Origin of the sequence: Streptomyces scabiei 87.22 (genome assembly GCF_000091305.1) — a bacterium.
Classification (GTDB): domain Bacteria; phylum Actinomycetota; class Actinomycetes; order Streptomycetales; family Streptomycetaceae; genus Streptomyces; species Streptomyces scabiei.
Map to the genome: position 1 here is coordinate 8496260 of NC_013929.1, position 18695 is coordinate 8514954.

Here is an 18695-nt window from a genome sequence, read left to right on the forward strand (position 1 = left end):
GCTCGACGACCGCGCGCCTGATCCCTACGAACTCAGAACCTCAGGAGCTGCTGATCGTGCCCGAACCGTTGATCTTCCCCGAGCGCTTCCTTTGGGGGGCCGCGACAGCCGCACATCAGGTCGAAGGCAACAACGCGAACAGCGACTGGTGGGAATGGGAGACCGACCCAGCGCCCAAGGCGCCCATGGCAGGGCCCTCCGGCATGGCGTGCGACCACTTCAACCGTTACAAGGACGACATCGCGCTGCTCGCGGAACTCGGACTGAACACCTACCGCTTCTCCGTGGAGTGGGCACGAGTCGAGCCCCGCCAGGGAGAATTCGACCGCGAGGCGCTCCAACACTACGCCGACATGGTCGAGACCTGCCTGACCCACGGCGTCACACCGATGATCACGCTGCAGCACTTCACGTTGCCGGCCTGGGTCACCCACGCCGGAGCCTGGACCAATGCCGAACTCCCGGCCTGGTTCACGCGCTACACCAGGCACGTGATGGAACATCTACAGAACCGTGCTCCCTACATCTGCACGATCAACGAGCCCGGCAACATGATCACGCGGGGGTATCTGGGCACCTTCCCGACTCCGCCCTTCGTCCGGAACCTCGACGCGTTCGACGCCGCAGCCTCAGGAGTGATCGCCGCACACCGCAATGCCCGAGAGGTCATCCGTGAACTCGCACCCGGCGTCAAGGTCGGCATGGCCCATGCGCTGCAGGACTGGCACGCCAATCCCGGCGGAGTCCCAGCGATGGAATGGGCTCGGGAACTCCACGAAGACAGGTTCTTCGCCGAGACCGCCGACGACGACTTCATCGGCGTCCAGACCTACACCCGCCTCGACGTCAACGCCCCCCGCATCACCAAACCCCTCAGCGCGGCGCTTCTGCGCAGCCGTCGCCTTACGCAGTCGCTCGCCCTGCCGTACCTGCGCCGCCAAGCGGCAGCCGTGTCTGCGGAAGGAGCACCCGTCGGCGAGGGCCGCCGCACCCAGATGGGATATCTGTGGGCTCCTGAGGCGGTCGAGGCCACGACCCGGCGAGTGGCGGGCCTCTTCCCCGGCAAGGAGATCGTCCTCACCGAGCACGGTGTCGCGACCGACGTCGACAGCGAGCGTATCGACTACATTCGAGCAGGTCTGCGCGTCGTGCACCGGCTGATCGGCGACGGACTGCCCATCACCGGCTACGTCCACTGGTCACTGCTGGACAACTTCGAGTGGTGGGACGGCTACGGCCCCAAGTACGGGCTCGTGGCGGTCGACCGCAGCACTCAGGAGCGGGTCGTCAAACCATCGGCACATTGGTATGGCGACGTGGCCCGGATCAACCGGATGCCAACATGAGCCGCCGCCTGGGACACGGTACGGCTACCTCGGCATGAGCCGTTCGCCCGCTGGGTGGCGTGGCCGAGTCCGCCCTCGAAGCGGCGCCGACAGGCCTTGAGGTCTTCGATACCACATGCACGCAACTGGCCCAGGGCGAGCGTCGCATACGAATATCGGCGGCGCTGAACGACCAGATCGCGCCACGCACGGTCCAGGTCACTGCGCGCGTCAGGCGGGCGACCTAATTTGCATGCGGCTGCGGAGCAGGCGTCTCGATGAACGTCATGGACTGTGGCGAACGCACCTGGCCTGGCTCCACCATCCCCGTACCGCAGGACAACCGCCCGGTCGGCCTTGGATCAGAGCCAACGACGCCAGGTGGCGGTTCGTCGCCGCCGTAGGCCGCACCCACCTCGTGGTTCCGGTGCCCACAGCGCCATCCCATGATCACCATCACAGCAACAAGGAGTTCTCATGTCGTTCCGCTGGGGCATCGCCGGCACTGGTGTCATAGCAAACAGTTTTGCGGACGCGTTGGGCCGGTTGCCTGACGCCCACTTGGTCGCCGTCGGCTCCCGCAGTCGGAAAGGGGCCGACGCGTTCGGCGAGAAGCACGGCATCGCCGCGCGACACCGGCACGCTTCGTACGAAGATCTGGCCGCCGATGACACTGTCGACATTGTCTACGTCGCATCGCCCCACTCCCACCATCACGAGCACACGTTGCTGTTCCTGAACGCGGGGCGTCCAGTGTTGTGCGAGAAGGCGTTCTCGCTGGACGCGGAGCAGGCCGCTGAAATGGTGGCTGTGTCCAGGGAACGGGGCCTGTTCCTGATGGAGGCGATGTGGAGCCGGTTCCTGCCGGCCTATGTCAAAGTCAGAGAACTGCTCGCCGAGGACGTCATCGGTGAAGTCCAGTCCCTGGAGGCCGACTTCGGCTTCCAATTCCCGGCGGACCCCGAACACCGTCTGTTCGATCGCGCGCTGGGTGGCGGTTCCCTGCTCGACCTGGGTGTGTATCCCCTATCGCTGGCCAGCATGGTGCTGGGTACGCCCGACCGGGTCACGGCGTACGGCACACTCGGCTCGACCGGCGTCGACGAGCATGTCGCTGTCCTCTCCGGGTACGACAGTGGGGCGGTCGCGCTGGCCCAGAGTTCCATGCGGGCGAACCTCGGTTGCACAGCCCGTATCACCGGCACCGAAGGTCACATCGAACTGCCGTTCCTGATGCACTGCCCGGACGAACTGACCGTGCAGACGCGGGGCACCACCGAACGCCTGAGTCTGCCCGCCGCCCGCGAGGGCGACGGCGACGACACGGCGGGCGGCGGCCTGCACCGCCAGATCCGGCACGTCCAGGAGCGGCTACGCGCAGGGGAGTTGGAGAGCGAGATCATGCCTCTGGACGAGACCGTGGCGGTGATGCGCACGCTCGACACCGTGCGCGACCAGATCGGCCTGAGCTACACCACTCACTGACGTTCCCGCAACCAGCCAGCCATACGGATGCGTTCGGGGTTACGGCCACTCCGCTGCCGTAACCGCGTCCGAGGGGATCGGTACGGATCTCCGCCGCCTGATGTGGCCCGCACCCGTGGAGCCGCTTGCGGCGTCGCTACTCAACCGAAGCCGGAGAAGCCGATGGCTCACAGTGCAGAACGGCCCCCAGGCAGGCTCACGCCACGGGCCAGAACCAGATGGCTGGTTGTTTTCGTCATGGCTTTCGATCTCATGCTGACTGGAATCGCGTACTCCGCCTCAGGGGAATCGCCTCAGATCAGGGTGCTGTCGAATCGCGCGGATCTGGTGTCCGGGGGCGACGCCCTCGTCGAGGTGGCCCTGCCTTCCGGGGGAACACCAGAGAATGTGCGCGTGGACGTGGACGGCCGGGATGTGACATCCGCTTTCGCCGTCCGGCCGGACGGCCGCTTCCTGGGCCTGGTCACCGGCCTCCAGGTCGGCGAGAACAGGATGACGGCCCGGACACAGGGGGGCGCGGCAAGCCTTACCATCACCGGCCATCCCATCGGCGGACCGCTGTTCGCCGGGCCACAGGTACAGCCGTGGGTGTGCGCGACCGAGGAGAACGGCCTCGGGAAGCCGCAGGATGTCGCGTGCAATACTCCAGCGAAGTACAAGCTCTTCTACAAGTCCTGGCTGACCGGCCAGTTCACCGCATATGATCCGAAAAGACCGCCCGCAGACCTCGCATACACAACGACGGACCAGGGCAAGCGGGTCGCGTACGTCGTACGCCGGGAACGCGGCGTGATGGACCGTGGCATCTACGACATCGCGGTGTTGTACGACCCGGCCAAGCCGTGGCAACCGTGGGCACCGCAAGGCGGCTTCAACGGAAAACTCCTTGTGCCGTTCGGCGGCGACTGCACGCCGCGGCATTCACAGGACGCACCCATGGAGAACGTTCTCAACGACACGGCTCTGTCCCGCGGGTTCGCCGTCGCGGTGTCCAACCTGAACATGCTGGGGCAGAACTGCAACGACGTGGTCTCCACCGAAGCGCTGGTGATGCTCAAGGAGCACTTCGTCGAGAACTACGGCCCGATCCGCTACACCATCGGGCAAGGCTGCTCCGGCGGTTCCATGCAGCAGCACTGGATCACCTCCAACTACCCCGGTCTGTTGGACGGCATCCTGCCCTCCTGCAGCTTCCCCGACGTCTGGTCCACGCTGCAGGAGGCCGAGGACTGTCACGTACTCGACCACCACTTCGACAGGTCTCCATTGTGGGCGTTGACCACCCACAGAACCGCGGTGACCGGCCACGCGTTCGAGACGGTGTGCCGGACACTCTGGGACAACCCGACAGGCAACGGGCAGTACTCCAAGACCTGGTTGGACCCGGACAACGGGGCCGGCTGCCTCGGCGGATTCCTGGCCGGCCACACCACTCTGGAGCCCAATCGCTCGTGGGTGTACGACGCCGAGGCAAATCCTGCCGGTGAGCGGTGCACTCTTCAGGACTACGCCGTGGCCGTCTGGGGCCGAAGGCCCGCGAGTTCATGGGGGCCGGTCGAACAACGCATCCAACGCGGTTTCGCCAACCGGCCGTACGACAACACCGGTGTCCAGTACGGCCTGAAGGCCGTCGAGTCCGGCACGATCACCGCTGAGCAGTTCGTCGACCTCAACGAGAGCGTCGGCGGGCTCGACATCGACTGGAAGTGGCAGCCGGAGCGTAGTGAAGCCGACCCTGCGGCGCTGGAAGTCGCATACCGCTCCGGTCGGGTGACCTACCCCCGCGAGGCGGCCAAGGTCCCCGTCATCGATCTGCGCTCTCCCGGCAACTGGGAGATCCACAGCGACTTCCACAGTTACGCCATGCGTGCCCGCTTCGACCAGGCCAACGGTGGCCATGACAATCAGATCATCTGGACGGGTGTGCCTCCGGTGCAAACCGACGGCGATGCCCGCGAGAAGGCGTTCCTGCTCATGGACAGATGGCTGACCCGCATCGAAGCCGACACGTCCAACGACCCGATCGAGACCAAGGTGGTGCGCGACAAGCCGGCCGACGCTGTCGACGCGTGCTGGATCGGCAACCGCAAGATCTCCGATATGTCCGTCTGCCGCGCCACCTACCCTTACTTCGGTGTGCCCCGGACTGCGGCCGGGGGCCCGACGGCCAACAACATCCTCAAGTGCCAACTCAAGGAACTCAACCGGGACGACTACACCGTCGACTTCTCCAACGCCCAATGGGGCCGACTGCGGAAGGCCTTCCCCGAGGGGGTGTGCGACTACCGCGAGCCAGGCGTGGCCCAGCAACCCTCTCTGCCGTGGCTGACCTTCTCCGGCGGGCCGGGCGGACAGCCACTGGGCGCTCCGCCGGAGTCCGCCCCTACACCCTGAAAGGCTTCCCCTCATCCGGTGCCCACGGTGTCCCGCATCCCCAGCTAAGCGCTACACCGTGGGCGCCCAGCACCCTGTACGTCTCGATGTCCCACCCGGTGTACTACTCGCCCTCGGAGACGAAGCGGCCACGCGTGTCCTGGATGATCGCCATGAGCCCGCGCTCGGCCGCGGCAACAGATTGAGAGGCCTGGCCATGAAGGAGGTCTGCTTGCCGTTCAGCAGCCGACTCGGCAGCACCGGCCATGGCCCCGTCCCACCCAGACGGTGGACGTCCGCGCGCAGCACCATCCCGTCAAGCAACATCGGCCCGGATCGCAGTAGGCTCCGTAGCCCCGGCAAGCGCCCGGTCGAACTGCCGCCGTCCTCGCCGAGGAAACCATCTGCAACCCGTGGTGGAGACGCGCACCGGCCGACGCCAGCCGCGCCTGCTGGTCATCTGTCTGCACGGCACCGGACTGTGCTACCACAAGCCCACGCCCCTCGGCCCACAGGAGCCCTGCTTCGCCGCCGCCCCGGTACCCCGTGCGGCCAGCAGACGGCGTGCTCGGCACGCAACCGGACCAGGATCTCCGCCTGGCCGGGTCCGAACAGGTCCTGATAGAGGTGCTCGGCCAGCGCGAAGCAGAAGGCGCGGTGATCCCCTATAGAGTCAAGGGTCGGTCTGCCATCATCAAGGGCGATGACGGCCAATCCACCGAGTCCGGGCCGAAGAGGCGACCACTGCGGTGTGGGCCGTGGGAATGCACAGGCTGACGACGAGGGCAGTTGGGTGTGCGGTAGACATGGCAGGGAGCCCGCTTGCCCGCCCAACCGCCCCACCTCGGCCGAACGGCCAGGAAACGAAGCGGTCGCAAGCGTCCTCGGCCGAAAGGCTGATACCCCGCGCGCGTAGGTCGCAGCCTCTGGCGCGTCTCCTGTGCGGGGATCTGCCTTGCATCAGTGAGCTCGAGGTGAGTTTGGCACCTGACCTGCGCCCTAACGCCCCGGGGTGCAGGCATGCACGCCGTGCCAATCCAGGGACACCATCCCTACCGCGTGCCAGTTTCTCAGGCTGTTTCGCTGGGCGTCATCCCAGGAGCTGATGCGACGACATACCTGAGGCTGACGAAACCCTTTCTCGCATCAGCCTCAGGTGGTCGGCAATTCAGCTGATCCGCAGGATCTGTGGGAACCGGACGATAGAGAGGTTCCCAGCGGGATGGACCCGGACTCTCGCGTCCATGGGCCTCTTGTGGCCGTTTGCACGGCCCGTGGCACGTGCCCCTCGCTGTCTCTATCCCGATCGGAGTGCTACCCATGATCACTAGCCCGTCCACCGGCCCCCGCGCCGCCGCCCCTGCCATCGCCGCCCGCGCCACTGAGCTCTCCAAGGTCTACGGACAGGGCGACACCAATGTGGTGGCCCTCGATCAGGTCAGTGTCGGCTTCGGGCAGTCCCAGTTCACCGCGATCATGGGGCCTTCGGGGTCCGGGAAGTCCACGCTGATGCACTGTGTCGCGGGGCTGGACAGCTTCTCCTCCGGCTCGGTCCGCGTCGGTGATGTCGAGCTCGGGTCACTGACGGACAGGCAACTCACCAAACTCCGCCGGGACAAGGTCGGCTTCATCTTCCAGGCGTTCAACCTGCTGCCCACCCTGACCGCGTTGGAGAACATCACGCTCCCGATGGACATCGCGGGCCGGACACCGGACAAGGAGTGGCTGGACAGCGTCATTCGGATGGTCGGTCTGTCGGGCCGGCTCAGCCACCGCCCCGCCCAGCTCTCCGGCGGCCAGCAGCAGCGCGTCGCCGTCGCCCGTGCGCTCGCCTCCAAGCCGGACATCATCTTTGGGGATGAGCCGACCGGCAACCTGGACTCACGCTCGGGCGGCGAGGTCCTCGGCTTCCTGCGTGACTCGGTACGGGAGCTGGGCCAGACCGTCGTCATGGTCACCCATGATCCGGTCGCCGCTTCCTACGCGGACCGGGTCGTTTTCCTCGCCGACGGCCGGATCGTCGACGAGATGTACGAGCCCACCGCGGACGGGGTCCTCGACCTCATGAAGTCGTTCGAGACCCCGTTCCGTACGAGCTGAGCGGCCCGCAGCAGAGCCGACCAACCGGTACGCACCCCCTCCGTCCTCAGCTCCCCTCACTTCACCGGGATCACACCACCATGTTCCGCACAGCGCTGCGCAACGTCCTCGCGCACAAGGCCAGACTGCTGATGACCGTGCTCGCCGTCATGCTCGGCGTCGCGTTCGTCTCCGGCACTCTGATCTTCACCGACACCTACACGAACTCCTCCAGCAGCCAGAAAGCCAAGAGTTTCGCCCACGTGGACGTCCAGGTCGACCCGGACCCCAACCACTACTCCGATTCCCCCGGCATCAGTCGGAAGACGCTCGAAGAGGTCGCCCGTGTGGACGGGGTCGCCGAAGCCGCCGGGCGGGTCGACGGACTCGCCTACGTCTCCGACAGAGACGGCGGACTCATCGGCGGCGCGTTCAACTCGGGCGCCAACTACGCGCCGGGCAAGAACGGCAAGGACCCGCTCTACGCGTTCACCGAGGGTGGCGGTCCCACAGAGGCCATGCAGATCGCGCTCGACAAGGACAGCGCCGACAAGGGTGGCTACCATGTCGGCGACACCGTGCCTGTCGCTCTGACGGGTCCGGCCAAGAAGTACAAGCTCTCCGGCATCTTCACCACCGAGGACCAGCTGGTGGCAGGAGGCGGCAGCCTGGTGCTGTTCGACACACCGTCCGCACAGCGGCTCTACCTCCAGCCGGGCTTCTTCGAGAACGTCACCGTCACCGCCGCCCCCGGCGTTTCGAGCACCAAGCTCGCCGCCGCCATCGGCAAGGTACTTCCGGACTCCGCGAAGGCCGAGACCGGTCAACAACTCGCCGACGCCGAGGCAAAATTGGCGGAGGGAGACGCCTCGCTGCTCAGTGGGATACTGCTTGCCTTCGCCGGTGTCGCGCTCTTCGTCAGCGTCTTCTTGATCGCCAATACCTTCACCATGCTGGCTGCCCAGCGCACCCGGGAACTCGCTCTGCTGCGTGCGGTCGGCGCCTCCCGCAGGCAGGTCACCCGTTCCGTGCTGATCGAGGCGATGGTGGTCGGCGCGGCCGGTGCGGTCGCTGGGCTCGGGCTCGGTGCCGTCATGGCCGCCATAGCACAGTCAGTGGTCGATTTCGGCGGAGGGAAGCTCCCGGACGGGCCGCTGATCGTCACGTCGACGACTGTCCTGGTCTCAGCATTCGTCGGTGTGCTGGTCACCATGGTGGCCGCCTGGCTGCCGGCCCGTCGCGCAGCGAAGATCCCGCCGGTCGCGGCGATCAGCAGCGCACACCTGCCCTCCACCATCAGGTCCCTGATCCTGCGGAACGTGTTCGGCGGCATCCTCACGCTGCTCGGCGCGGCGGTCGTCGTCGCGGGCGCCGGGACCGGCGGCTCGCGCGGCGCGATGATCGTCGGGTTCGGTGCCTTCCTCGCGGTGATCGGTGTCCTCGTGCTGATCCCGTTGCTGTCCCGGCCGGTGATCGCGCTCGTACGGCCGCTGCTGCGGCGGGGCTTCGGTGTCTCCGGCACGCTCGCGGGCCAGAACGCCGTACGCAACCCGCGCCGTACCGGCGCCACCGCCTCCGCACTGGCCATCGGCCTCACACTGGTCAGTGCTCTGACCGTGCTCGGCGTCACTGTCGGTCAGTCCATGGACAGGATGACCACGGACATCGTCAAGGCCGACTATATGATCACGACCACTGCTGTGGACCTGGACACCTCGGCGGTCGCCGCCGTGCGCAAGCTCCCCGGCGTCAGGGCCGTGTCGCCAGAGCAGCAGTCGTGGATGCAGATCGACGGCATCCAGGAGGATGTAACAGCCATCGCCCCGGCGGAGTTCGACAAGGCACTCGACCTTCCGGTGGTCTCCGGCTCACAGGGCACGCTCGCCAAGGGGCAGATCGCCGTTGCCGAGGACGAAGCGCGATCCCACGGTTGGAAGGTGGGGGACACCCTGCCAGCGGTGTACGGGGACTCCGGCAAGAAGCGCAGGGTGACCGTCGGGGCTATCTTCGAGTCCAACGAGGTCGTCTTCCCTGTCGTCGTCTCCGCGGACGTGATCGAATCGACCCTCGCGGCGTCCCTCTCCAAGATCTACGTCAAGACGGACGGCAGCACGGACAGGAAGGCGCTCGCTGACGCCCTCCCCGGGCGCCCGGGGATCAAGATCGACGACCAGCAGGCCATCCGCAACGAGTTCAGCGGCACATACGATGCTGCGCTCAACGTCTTGTACGCACTGCTCGCGATCTCCCTGGCCATCGCGGTGCTGGGAGTGGTGAACACCCTCGCGATGTCAGTCTTCGAACGACAGCGCGAGGTCGGCATGCTGCGAGCCGTCGGACTCGACCGGCGAGGCGTGACGCGGATGATCCAGCTGGAGGCCGTGGTCATCTCCCTCTTCGGCGCGGTCATCGGCATCGGAGTCGGTTCCTTCCTGGGCTGGGCCGTCTGCGAGATCGTAAAGGCGGACATCCCCGGGTACGCGCTGGTGCTGCCGTGGGGCCGGTTCGCGCTCTTCCTGCTGCTGGCAGCGCTCGTCGGACTCCTGGCCGCCATGTGGCCGGCCCGCAACGCGTCCCGACTGAACATGCTCATGGCCATCAAGACCGACTAGACGGAGGGAATCGCCGTACGGCCGTAGGCACATCGATGTGCCTACGGCCGTACGGTTGTGTGGCGAGCACGGGGCCCCCAGGCCCAACAGGTCAGTCTTCGGTGGGTCCACTGACTCCTCCTGCACACATCCTGCGCAGCCCCCGCCTGACGCAGTCGCTCGCCCTGCCGCCCCTGCACCGCCAGGCGGAAGTCGTCTCACTGGCGGAAGACGCACCCGCACCCGCTGACGGGATCCCGCGATGCACGTAAGCGTATCGACTACATCCGAGCAGGTCTGCGCGTCGTGCACCGGCTGATCGACGACGGACTGCCCGTCACCGGCTACGTCCACTTTCAAGTGCTGGGACGGCTACCGCCCCAAGCACGGGCTCGTGGCGGTCGACCACACCACTCAGGACCGCATCGTCAAGCGCCCGGCCCGTCCATTCGTCGGATTCGCCTTCGCGCACATGCTCGGCTTCAACCTGCTGCCCCGGTTGAAGAACGTGGGCTCGGCCCGGCTGTACCGGCCGGTTGCCGGCGAGGACGAGACGTGGCCGCACCTGGCCCCGGTGCTGTCCAGCAAGACGATCGACTGGGAGCTGATCCGCCAGCAGTACGACCAGATCGTCAAATACACCACCGCGCTCCGCCTGGGCACGGCCGAGGCCGAGCAGGTGCTACGACGCTTCACCTGCGGCGGCCCGAAGCACCCGACCTACCGGGCGATCGAGGAGCTCGGCCGCGCTGTGCGGACAGCGTTCGTCTGCGACTACCTGGCCAGCCCCGAACTACGGCGGGAGATCCACGAGGGCCTGCAAGTGGTGGAGAACTGGAACTCCGCCAACCACGACCTGTTCTACGGCAAGGACGGGGACCTGACCGGCGCCGACCGCGAGAGCCAGGAGATCTCGATGCTCGCCCTGCACCTGCTGCAGGCTGCCCTTGTCCACGTCAACACCCTGCTGCTGCAGAGGTCCTGGCCGAGCCGAAGGGGGTCGAGCGCCTCGGCGATGCCGATCGGCGCGCGTTGTCCCCGCTGTTCTGGACTCACGTCAACCCCTACGGCCGGTTCGAGCTGGACATGAGCAACCGGCTAGATCTCCAGTCGGCTGTAGTCGTCCCGGGCCAGCGAGCGGACGAACCGCAGTCGGCGCCCGCCGGGGAGAGCGCCGCGCAGCGGTAGCGCCAGCGATTCCGGGTCGAAGCCGTCGGCTGCGGCTTCGACCCAGAATCCCGTGGTCACGGCCGGGCGGTGGGGAGAGCCGGGCCGACGCCGGGAACCGCTCGGAGCGGGGACGGCCGCTCATCGATCAGGCGGTGTCGATGAGCCGGCGAAGTCTCTCCCGCCCGTTCGGTCTCGGGCGCGCGCCCGCTGCCTCGGATGTCGGCTTCGCCGGGCCGGCTCGGCGAGGCTGCTGCGGCGTGTCAGCGGGACTCCTGTGCGCTGAGCAGCGTGAGGGCGTTGCGGATGCCCTCTTCGAGGAGTTCGTCGGAGAGTCGCGGGTCAGACAGGGCGCGGGAGAGCTGCAGTGTCCCGACCATCATGGCGTAGACGCTGAGGGTCTTCGTGTGCGCCGAGCGCGGATCGGCGGGCGCCAGGCGGGCGGCGATGCCGTCGATGACGGCGAGCACCCCGTCGGTGTACGCCTGCTTGGTCTCCTGCGGGCAGCGCCCGATCTCATCGAGGAGTGCGGCGGAGGGGCAGCCGTCGTCGGGGCTGTCGCGGTGCTGGGGCGACAGATACCACCGCACGATCTGCTCGAGTCCTGCGATGCCGGGGGCCGCCTGGTCGATGACGTTGGCGTACTGCGTGCGCAGCTGGTCCGCGACCGAGGCGGCCACGAGGTCGTCCTTGGACGCGAAGTGGGCGTAGAAGGCACCGTTGGTCAGTCCGGCGTCCGCCATCAGCGTCGAGATGCCCGAGCCATCGATACCGTCCTGCTTGAACCGGCGGCCGGCGGTCTCGATGATCCGCTGCCTGGTCGCCTGCTTGTGCTCTTTCCCGTAACGAGTCACGCGCTCGCTCCTTCGTGCGCCGGAAGGGTCGCCCGCTTTCCGCCGGCCTCGCCATCATATTGGATTACGAACGCACTCTAATGGTGTGCGGGCGGCGTCTTGGAGCACCGCCACGCCTTCTGCGCGGCCGGCCTGGTTCAGTCGTCGCCGGGCGTCATCGAGATCACGACCTTTCCGGCCGTGGTACGCCCCTGCTCGACGTACGCCATCGCCTCGAGCGTCCGGTCGAAGGGGAACGTCCGGTCGATGACCGGGCGGAGCCGTCCGCTGTCGTACAGGGCGCCGAGTTCACGGAGCTGGGCGCCGCTGGCCTGCATGAAGAAGAACTCATAGCGCACACCCAGGGCCTTGGCCTGCTTGCGCACCTTGCGGCTGAGCGCGTTCATGGCCACGCCCATGAACGAGGGCGCGCCGAGTTGCCTGGCGAACCCGGAGTCCGGCGGGCCGGCGACACCGATGGCCAGGCCGCCCGGCTTCAGCACAGTCAGCGACTTCTCGAGGTTCGCCCCGCCAAGGGAGTCCAGCACCAGGTCGTAGCCGGACAGCACCTGCGAGAAGTCCTCCTTCGTGTAGTCGACGACGGTGTCGGCGCCGAGGCTCCTGACCATCTCCTCGGCGCGGGAGTTCGTGGTCGTGGCCACCGTGGCACCGAAGTGCTTGGCGAGCTGGATGGCCGTCGATCCGAGGCCACCGGCACCGGCGTGGACGAGCACTTTCTGGCCCGGCACCACGTGGGCGCGCTCCACGAGGATCTGCCAGGCGGCCAGGGCCACCAGCGGCACCGCGGCCGCCTCGCGGAGCGTGAGTGACGCCGGCTTGGGCGCGACGTCGTCCTGGTCGACCGCAATGAACTCGGCAAAGCCTCCGACCCGCAGGTCGCGGGGACGTGCGTAGACCTCGTCGCCGACCGTCAAGCCGCGCACGGTCGGCCCGACCTGCGTCACGATCCCGGCGACGTCATGGCCGAGCACGAACGGAAGCTCGTACTTCAGGAGTCGTTTGAACTCCCCGTTGCGGACCATCTTGTCCAGCGGGTTGATGCTGGCAGCGCTCACCTGGACCAGGACGTCGCCGGCCCCGACGGTGGGCTCGGGAACATCAGCGGCGCGCAGGCCGCCCTTGCCGTACTTCTCGACGACGAACGCCTTCATGTCAGCCGTCCCTTCGCGTGATCTTCTCGGTTGTCTTCTCGGCGGACGATGCGCATGTCCGGGCAGCTTCCACCTCAGCGGCCGAGGTGCCGTCGAAGCCACTGGCCCATCTGCTCGATCGCCCGGTCCACCTCGGGCACGCGTCCCGCGCCCAGGATGAACGAGTGCTGGCCCTCCGGCAGCGGGCGGACCTCAGAGACGATCTTGAAGTCGGTCAGTCGGCGGCCGAAATCGGCGCCATCGCCGGCAAGCGTTTCGTGCTCGCCGTAGTGGAGGGCCGTGGGCGGCAGGCCGGTCAGGTCGGCGTTCACGATGCTGATGGCGGGGTCGGTGAAGTCCACGCCGGGGTCCTGCAGCCAAGCCGCTCGGAACAGCTCGAGGATGCCCCGGCTGAGCATCCTGTCGAGTTCCTCGTTCTCGTCCACCTTCGGGTTACTGATGGTGAGGTCGGTCCAGGGCGAGATGCTGACGACCGCGCCGGGGACTGCCTCGCCCTTGGCGAGCAGGCGCAGCGGCAGCGCGATCGCGAGGGTGCCTCCGATGGAGTGGCCGGTGCTGCCGATGTTCCGCGGCGCGTAGCCCTGAGCGAGCAGCCACCGGTAGGCGGTCTCGGCGTCGTCGATCTGCGCCGGGTGGGGATGCTCGGGCGCCAGGCGGAAGCCCACGACGAGTGAGCGGATTCCGGCCGCCTTGGCGATGTGGCCGGCGGCCTTGCGGTCCGATGCGATCGAGGCGGCGACCGATCCGCCGAAATGGAAGTGAAGCAGCGCCTTGTCGGGGTCGGCGCCCTCGGGGATGACCCACAGGGCGGGGACGCCGTCCGCGTCCACGTCGGCGTAGGTGACGCCTTCCGGCTCGGTCGATGCCGAAGCATGTGTGTCGACGATGTCGCGGACGACGGCCAGATCGAGTCCCGGCGTCGACGCCTTCGCACGCACGCTGTCGAGGAACTGCGCGAACTGCTGCGCTTCCGTGCTCATTCCCATGGTGATGCTCCTTGTCAGGTCAGAGCTGAACGCGCCTCTCGCGCGCGCTGCGGGTCGATGGGCCGGGTGCGACGTTTCAGCCGGGCATCCGGTTGAACCTGCGGATCTGCTTGTCGAACATCCCGGCGGGGACGAGGCGTCGCGCGGTGGTGATGCGTGAGGCGAGCGGTCCGGCGGTGTAGCGCAGCTTCGGCTTCGAGGCGGTGGCTGCCGTGACGATCTCCTTGGCGACGACGGCGGGGTCGTCGCCGGTCTTCATCGCCGCGGCGACCACTTCGTCGAAGACACGCCGCCGCTCCGCGTACAGCGGCAGCGGGGTGTCGGGCTGCGCGGCATTGGCATCGAAGGCGGTCCGGGTGTAGCCGGGCTCGACGAGCAGGACGCGGACGCCGTGCTCGCGGACCTCGTGATCCAGGGACTCGGAGTAGCCCTCGACGGCGTGCTTCGCGGCGGCGTAGAGGGCCATGTAGGGCTGCGGGATGACGCCGAGGACGGACGAGACGTTGACGATACGTCCACGGCCCTGGGTGCGCATGTGCGGCAGAACGGCCTTCGCCATGCGGACATGACCGAAGAAGTTGAGGTTGAAGAGGCGCTGGGCCTGGGCGACGGAGCTCTCCTCGGCGGCGCCGGCCGAGCCCAGACCGGCGTTGTTGACCAGGACGTCGATCCGTCCGAACCGTTCGATCACTTCCCGGACCGCGGCGGTGACGGATTCGTCGCTGGTCACGTCGAGGTCGAGGAAGGCCACACCGGCGGGCGGGGTGAGCCCCGAGGTGTTCCGTCCGGTTCCGATCACCTCGAACCCGGCTGTGACGAAGGCCCGAGCGGTTGCGTTACCGATCCCCGATGACGCCCCCGTCACGAGTGCTACCGGCCGTTGTGTCGCCATGACGGACTCCTTACACATTGAATTTCGATCGTATGGCTTACTGTCGTAATGTTATTGCGGGGCGGAGTGGATGGCAAGGCCGCTCCGAAGGCGCCGGCATCTCCGGCCTGCCCGTCTCATCCAGAGCTCTCTCATGAACAGTCCTTTGCGCGAGCAAGATCAATCGCGGGCCGCCGGACCCCCGCCGATCCCGGGTTCGTTCGCAGAACCCGTTCTCACTAAGAAGCAGGACGGGCCTCCTTCTGAGACTTGCATTGTGCGAAGATCCGGGCCCGTGACGGACCCTCGGCTTCCTTCCTCAACCGACCGGTCGGACGCCGACGACGCCGAACAGCACGCCTGTCCGAAGTGCGTCGCCCAGCCCGGTTCCCCGTGCCGCTCGCGCGGCGGCGCGGTCGCCTCCGCCTACCACACCCGCCGCTTCACGAAGGTGCCCCGGCTGAAGAAGGCGCTGCGGGTGCCGACCCCGGCCGACCGTGGGCCGGGGTCGGCCGTGGCGGCCCGGCACCCCGCCACCGGCGCCGATCGACCCGGACCTGCCGAGTGCGGACATCCACATCGGCTAACGCGCGATGCTCGACGCTCAACTCCCAGCTCGACGCGCTCAGCAAGCACGGCATCCCGAGGGGCAAGATCTTCAGCGAGAAGATCAGCACCCGGGTGCGGGTCCGGCCCCGGTTCGAGAAGGCGCTGCGAACCGCGCGGGAGGTCAAGGCGCACGCCCCGCACTGCCGGGTCATCTTCACCGTGTACGAGATGAAGCGCCTCGGCCGCGACGCCGCCGAACTCACCGCGCTCACCGACCACCTCACCGCCCACGGCCTGGTCCTGGAGATGCTCGCCGGACCCCTGCCCGGCATCTACGACCCCACTGGCCCGGGCAAGCTGCTGTTCGCGTACTTCGCGGCGATGGCGGAGACCGAGCGAGAGAACATCCGCGAGTCCACGTTGGAGGGCCTGGACACCGCGGCCCGCAAGGGCAAGCACGGCGGCCGGCCCCCGGCGATGACCGACGACATGCTGCACACCGTGCTCCGGCGCCGGGCCGGCGGCGAGTCCGTCGGGCAGATCCAGCCCGACCTGTTCATCCCCACCGGCAAGCGCAAGGGACACAAGCCTTCCGTCAGATACTTGAGTCAAGACACTTGGAGAAAGTGCAGGTCAGAGCCGCCATGGACGAAATTTTGGAGCGTTGGGCATCTCGGCAAGCGGCGAAAGCCCCCCAGATCTCGGTTGAAGACCTCCGCGAACTCGCGGACAGTTTGGGTATCGAATTGGGTGACTGAGCTGCTTCGAGGGGCCCTGCCTGGATAGCAGGGTCCCTCGGTGTGTGTGAGAAATCGGCAAGCTGCCCCGCGCCATGGCCTCCCTGCGCAACCTCGCCATCAGCGTCTTCCGCCAGGACAGCCGGACGCCAGACCTACATCGCCGCGCCCAGACAGATCTCGTTCACGCAATGCCCCTGACTGGCGACCACGGCGGGGGTCACGTCCGCTGGAGTGGTGTATTGACGGCCACTCGGTGATCTCCTTTTGAGGCTATGCGGTGAGTTCGGTGGGCAGGTCGGTCTCGTGGGTTTCTGACTCGATCGGGTGGAGGCAGGCTTTGGCCAGCAGGTCGAGTCCCATGTAGCGGCGGGCCTCGGTCCACTCGTCGTTCTGTTCGGCCAGCACGGCGCCGACGAGCCGGATGACGGCGGTGCGGTCGGGGAAGATGCCGACCACGTCGGTGCGGCGGCGGATCTCCTTGTTCAGCCGTTCCTGCGGGTTGTTCGACCAGATCTGCCGCCAGATCTCGCGTGGGAAGGCGGTGAAGGCCAGCAGGTCGTGCTGGGCGGTGTCCAAGTGGGCTGCGGCCTTGGGAAACTTGGCCTCCAGCGCGTCCAGGACGTGCTGCATCTGGGCCTTCACGGCGTCGGTGTCGGGTTGTTCGAAGACGGTCCGCAGCAGCGTGGCCACCCAGGGCTGGGCCGATTTCGGGACCTGGCTGAGCAGGTTGCGGGCGTAATGAGTGCGGCATCGCTGCCAGCTCGCGCCGGGCAGGACCGCGCCGATGGCGTCGATCAGGCCGGCGTGCGCGTCGGAGATGACCAGCTGGACGCCGGACAGGCCGCGGGCGATCAGCGAGCGCAGGAAGGCCAGCCAGCCGGCGCCGTCCTCGGCGGTGGCGACATCGATGCCGAGGATCTCGCGGTGCCCGTCGGCGTTGACGCCGACCGCGATCAAGGCGTGGACGTTGATGATCCGGCCGCCCTCGCGGACCTTCTGGGTCAGCGCGTCCACCCAGACGAACGCGTAAGGGCCCTGATCCAGGGGCCGGTTGCGGAAGCGGCGACCTGCTCGTCCAGGTGCTTCGCCATCGCGCTGACCTGGGACTTCGACAGCTGGGTGACGCCGAGGGACTCGGCGAGCTTCTCGACACGGCGGGTGGACACGCCCAGCAGGTAGGCGGTGGCGACCACCGAGATGAGGGCCTGCTCGGCCCGGCGACGTCGCTCCAGCAGCCAGTGCGGGAAGTAACTCCCGCTCCTGAGCTTGGGGATGGCGAGTTCGACGGTGCCGGCCCTCGTGTCCCACTCGCGCGGGCGATATCCGTTCCGGTGGTTGACTCTCTCTTCGCTGACCTGCCCGTATTCAGCATTGCAGAGGGCATCCGCCTCCGCGGACATGAGCGCGTCAGCGAACGTCTTGACCATCGCGCGCAGCAGATCGGGACTCGCCGCGGCGAGGTTGTCTTCGGCGAGGGCGTGCAGGGGCAGACTGTCGGATGCGGTCATCGTGCTGATCTCCTTCGAGGCTTCGACACCTCGAAGATCAGCCGGTGGCCGTTCATCTATGCGGGCCTCATCCCGACGCCGGAGCAAACCCCCGGATCAGGTCGAACCCGTACACCATCTCCATGGACGCAACCACGGCGGGAGCGAACTGCTAGCACTTCAGATCGCCAATCGCCTCAGCCATTCGGCCAGACTGCGGGTCAAGGTCTGCAGGTTTCTGGCCTTTCGGTCGAGGTGCCCACGCCGAGACAGCGCGAAGATGAGCGCGAACGGAAGCCCCGGACGTAACGGGGGCCAACCAGTGCTTGGGCCGGTATGCTTCTTCCTGAAAGCGCCTTTTAAAACACCTCGCCTGCAGAGAGGACGTGTAGTGAATCTGAAAATTCGCACTCTTGGAGATCTCATGCGAACCTCTGGAGTGACGCCAAAGACTCAATCAAGTTCGCCAAAGCGTCGCGTTCTTACGAGCCTTGCGACTATTCTCGCCGCGTCGGGCGTTGTGGTCGCAAATCCTTCCGCTGCGTTCGCCAATTCCACCTTCACTGCTGTGGGGTATTGCGACACGAATTACCAGTGTGCGGGAGGTAGTGGCTCGAGTAGCAGATGGTCAGTGAATTTCGATGACGGGCCGACGGTATCGACAATTGACCTCCATGAACTGTACCGCGACCAGAGCGACACCATGTCCTCCTTTCGCATTCTCGGGAGTGTGATGTCGCGCGCCAATCACCCGAATGAAACAGTCACGATTCATCAGCAATTTTATCGAGACAATGGCGGGCAGGTGCCGCTCGGAGAGTACGAAACACGGTTCAGGGCGAGCAGCTCCAACAATGCCCAGCGCTTCAATTTCGATCAAGGCATACCCAATTTGCCGTGGAATGACCAGGTGTCGTCGGTTGCTATATGGATAACGAGAAAGTAGCTGACTGGCCTTAAAGAAGCTCGATCCTTCGTGACGACCTGCCGACTCCGTTGGCAGGTCGTTTCGCTTTCCGTGGCTCTTGGTGGGCAAA

At 66.9% G+C, this 18695-nt stretch carries 13 protein-coding genes and 2 pseudogenes; 9 read left to right on the forward strand and 6 right to left on the reverse strand.

All coding sequences use genetic code 11. The features are described 5' to 3' along the window. Positions 1-56: 56 nt before the first annotated feature. The 6 genes from SCAB_RS36835 (at position 57) to SCAB_RS36860 (ending at position 10943) form a co-directional block, all read left to right on the forward strand. Entirely contained in the window at positions 57-1346 is a 1290-nt protein-coding gene (locus SCAB_RS36835) for a glycoside hydrolase family 1 protein (RefSeq protein ID WP_010358259.1), read from the forward strand. Positions 1347-1802: 456 nt separating this feature from the next. Further along, positions 1803-2810 (forward strand): Gfo/Idh/MocA family protein, encoded by a 1008-nt coding sequence (locus tag SCAB_RS36840; RefSeq protein WP_010358260.1) that lies wholly within the window; start codon positions 1803-1805, stop codon positions 2808-2810. A gap of 237 nt (positions 2811-3047) precedes the next feature. Further along, positions 3048-5204 carry a DUF6351 family protein gene (locus tag SCAB_RS36845; RefSeq protein WP_006378768.1) on the forward strand — a complete coding sequence of 719 codons (2157 nt, stop codon included), beginning with the start codon at positions 3048-3050 and terminating at the stop codon, positions 5202-5204. Positions 5205-6503: 1299 nt separating this feature from the next. Then, positions 6504-7283, forward strand: coding sequence for an ABC transporter ATP-binding protein (locus tag SCAB_RS36850; RefSeq protein WP_013005175.1), 780 nt, complete (start codon positions 6504-6506; stop codon positions 7281-7283). 80 nt (positions 7284-7363) lie between these two features. Further along, the gene (locus tag SCAB_RS36855) at positions 7364-9874 is read left to right on the forward strand and encodes an ABC transporter permease (protein ID WP_006378563.1); all 2511 of its coding nucleotides are present in this window, start codon (positions 7364-7366) and stop codon (positions 9872-9874) included. 373 nt (positions 9875-10247) lie between these two features. Further along, positions 10248-10943 carry a Tn3 family transposase gene (locus SCAB_RS36860; protein WP_006378841.1) on the forward strand — a complete coding sequence of 232 codons (696 nt, stop codon included), beginning with the start codon at positions 10248-10250 and terminating at the stop codon, positions 10941-10943. A gap of 8 nt (positions 10944-10951) precedes the next feature. On the opposite strand, the gene SCAB_RS47590 is transcribed toward SCAB_RS36860, so the two are convergent. From SCAB_RS47590 to SCAB_RS36880, 5 genes are all read right to left on the reverse strand, one after another. Continuing rightward, a complete protein-coding gene (locus SCAB_RS47590; RefSeq protein ID WP_162138053.1) occupies positions 10952-11101 on the reverse strand; it encodes a hypothetical protein in 150 nt (49 codons plus the stop codon). A 182-nt stretch (positions 11102-11283) separates the two neighbouring features. Further along, a complete protein-coding gene (locus SCAB_RS36865) occupies positions 11284-11874 on the reverse strand; it encodes a TetR/AcrR family transcriptional regulator (RefSeq protein ID WP_006378871.1) in 591 nt (196 codons plus the stop codon). A 137-nt stretch (positions 11875-12011) separates the two neighbouring features. Next, positions 12012-13025, reverse strand: a complete 1014-nt coding sequence (locus SCAB_RS36870; protein ID WP_006378619.1) for an NADP-dependent oxidoreductase — start codon at positions 13023-13025, stop codon at positions 12012-12014. Positions 13026-13099: 74 nt separating this feature from the next. Continuing rightward, a complete protein-coding gene (locus SCAB_RS36875) occupies positions 13100-14011 on the reverse strand; it encodes an alpha/beta hydrolase fold domain-containing protein (protein WP_006378832.1) in 912 nt (303 codons plus the stop codon). A gap of 76 nt (positions 14012-14087) precedes the next feature. After that, complete coding sequence (locus tag SCAB_RS36880) at positions 14088-14903, reverse strand: oxidoreductase (protein WP_010358267.1); 816 nt, start codon at positions 14901-14903, stop codon at positions 14088-14090. A gap of 133 nt (positions 14904-15036) precedes the next feature. Here SCAB_RS36880 and SCAB_RS49565 point away from each other — a divergent pair. Both SCAB_RS49565 and SCAB_RS36885 read left to right on the forward strand, forming a co-directional pair. After that, positions 15037-15312, forward strand: a pseudogene (locus SCAB_RS49565) (zinc finger domain-containing protein); the annotation flags it as partial. Between the two features lie 134 nt (positions 15313-15446). Continuing rightward, positions 15447-16217, forward strand: coding sequence for a recombinase family protein (locus SCAB_RS36885; RefSeq protein ID WP_006379225.1), 771 nt, complete (start codon positions 15447-15449; stop codon positions 16215-16217). A gap of 224 nt (positions 16218-16441) precedes the next feature. On the opposite strand, the pseudogene SCAB_RS45560 reads toward SCAB_RS36885, so the two are convergent. Then, positions 16442-17679, reverse strand: a pseudogene (locus tag SCAB_RS45560) (IS256 family transposase). 610 nt (positions 17680-18289) lie between these two features. Between SCAB_RS45560 and SCAB_RS48775 the strand changes: the two are divergent. Further along, positions 18290-18604, forward strand: coding sequence for a hypothetical protein (locus SCAB_RS48775; RefSeq protein ID WP_223786220.1), 315 nt, complete (start codon positions 18290-18292; stop codon positions 18602-18604). Positions 18605-18695 lie beyond the last annotated feature (91 nt).

Bases quoted from the DNA above. Each gene is read 5' to 3' on its own strand.
- SCAB_RS36840 (WP_010358260.1), top strand. From the start codon at position 1,803: ATGTCGTTCCGCTGGGGCATCGCCGGCACTGGTGTCATAGCAAACAGT.
- SCAB_RS36845 (WP_006378768.1), top strand. From the start codon at position 3,048: ATGGCTTTCGATCTCATGCTGACTGGAATCGCGTACTCCGCCTCAGGG.
- SCAB_RS36850 (WP_013005175.1), top strand. From the start codon at position 6,504: ATGATCACTAGCCCGTCCACCGGCCCCCGCGCCGCCGCCCCTGCCATC.
- SCAB_RS36855 (WP_006378563.1), top strand. From the start codon at position 7,364: ATGTTCCGCACAGCGCTGCGCAACGTCCTCGCGCACAAGGCCAGACTG.
- SCAB_RS36870 (WP_006378619.1), bottom strand. From the start codon at position 13,025: ATGAAGGCGTTCGTCGTCGAGAAGTACGGCAAGGGCGGCCTGCGCGCC.
- SCAB_RS36875 (WP_006378832.1), bottom strand. From the start codon at position 14,011: ATGGGAATGAGCACGGAAGCGCAGCAGTTCGCGCAGTTCCTCGACAGC.
- SCAB_RS36880 (WP_010358267.1), bottom strand. From the start codon at position 14,903: ATGGCGACACAACGGCCGGTAGCACTCGTGACGGGGGCGTCATCGGGG.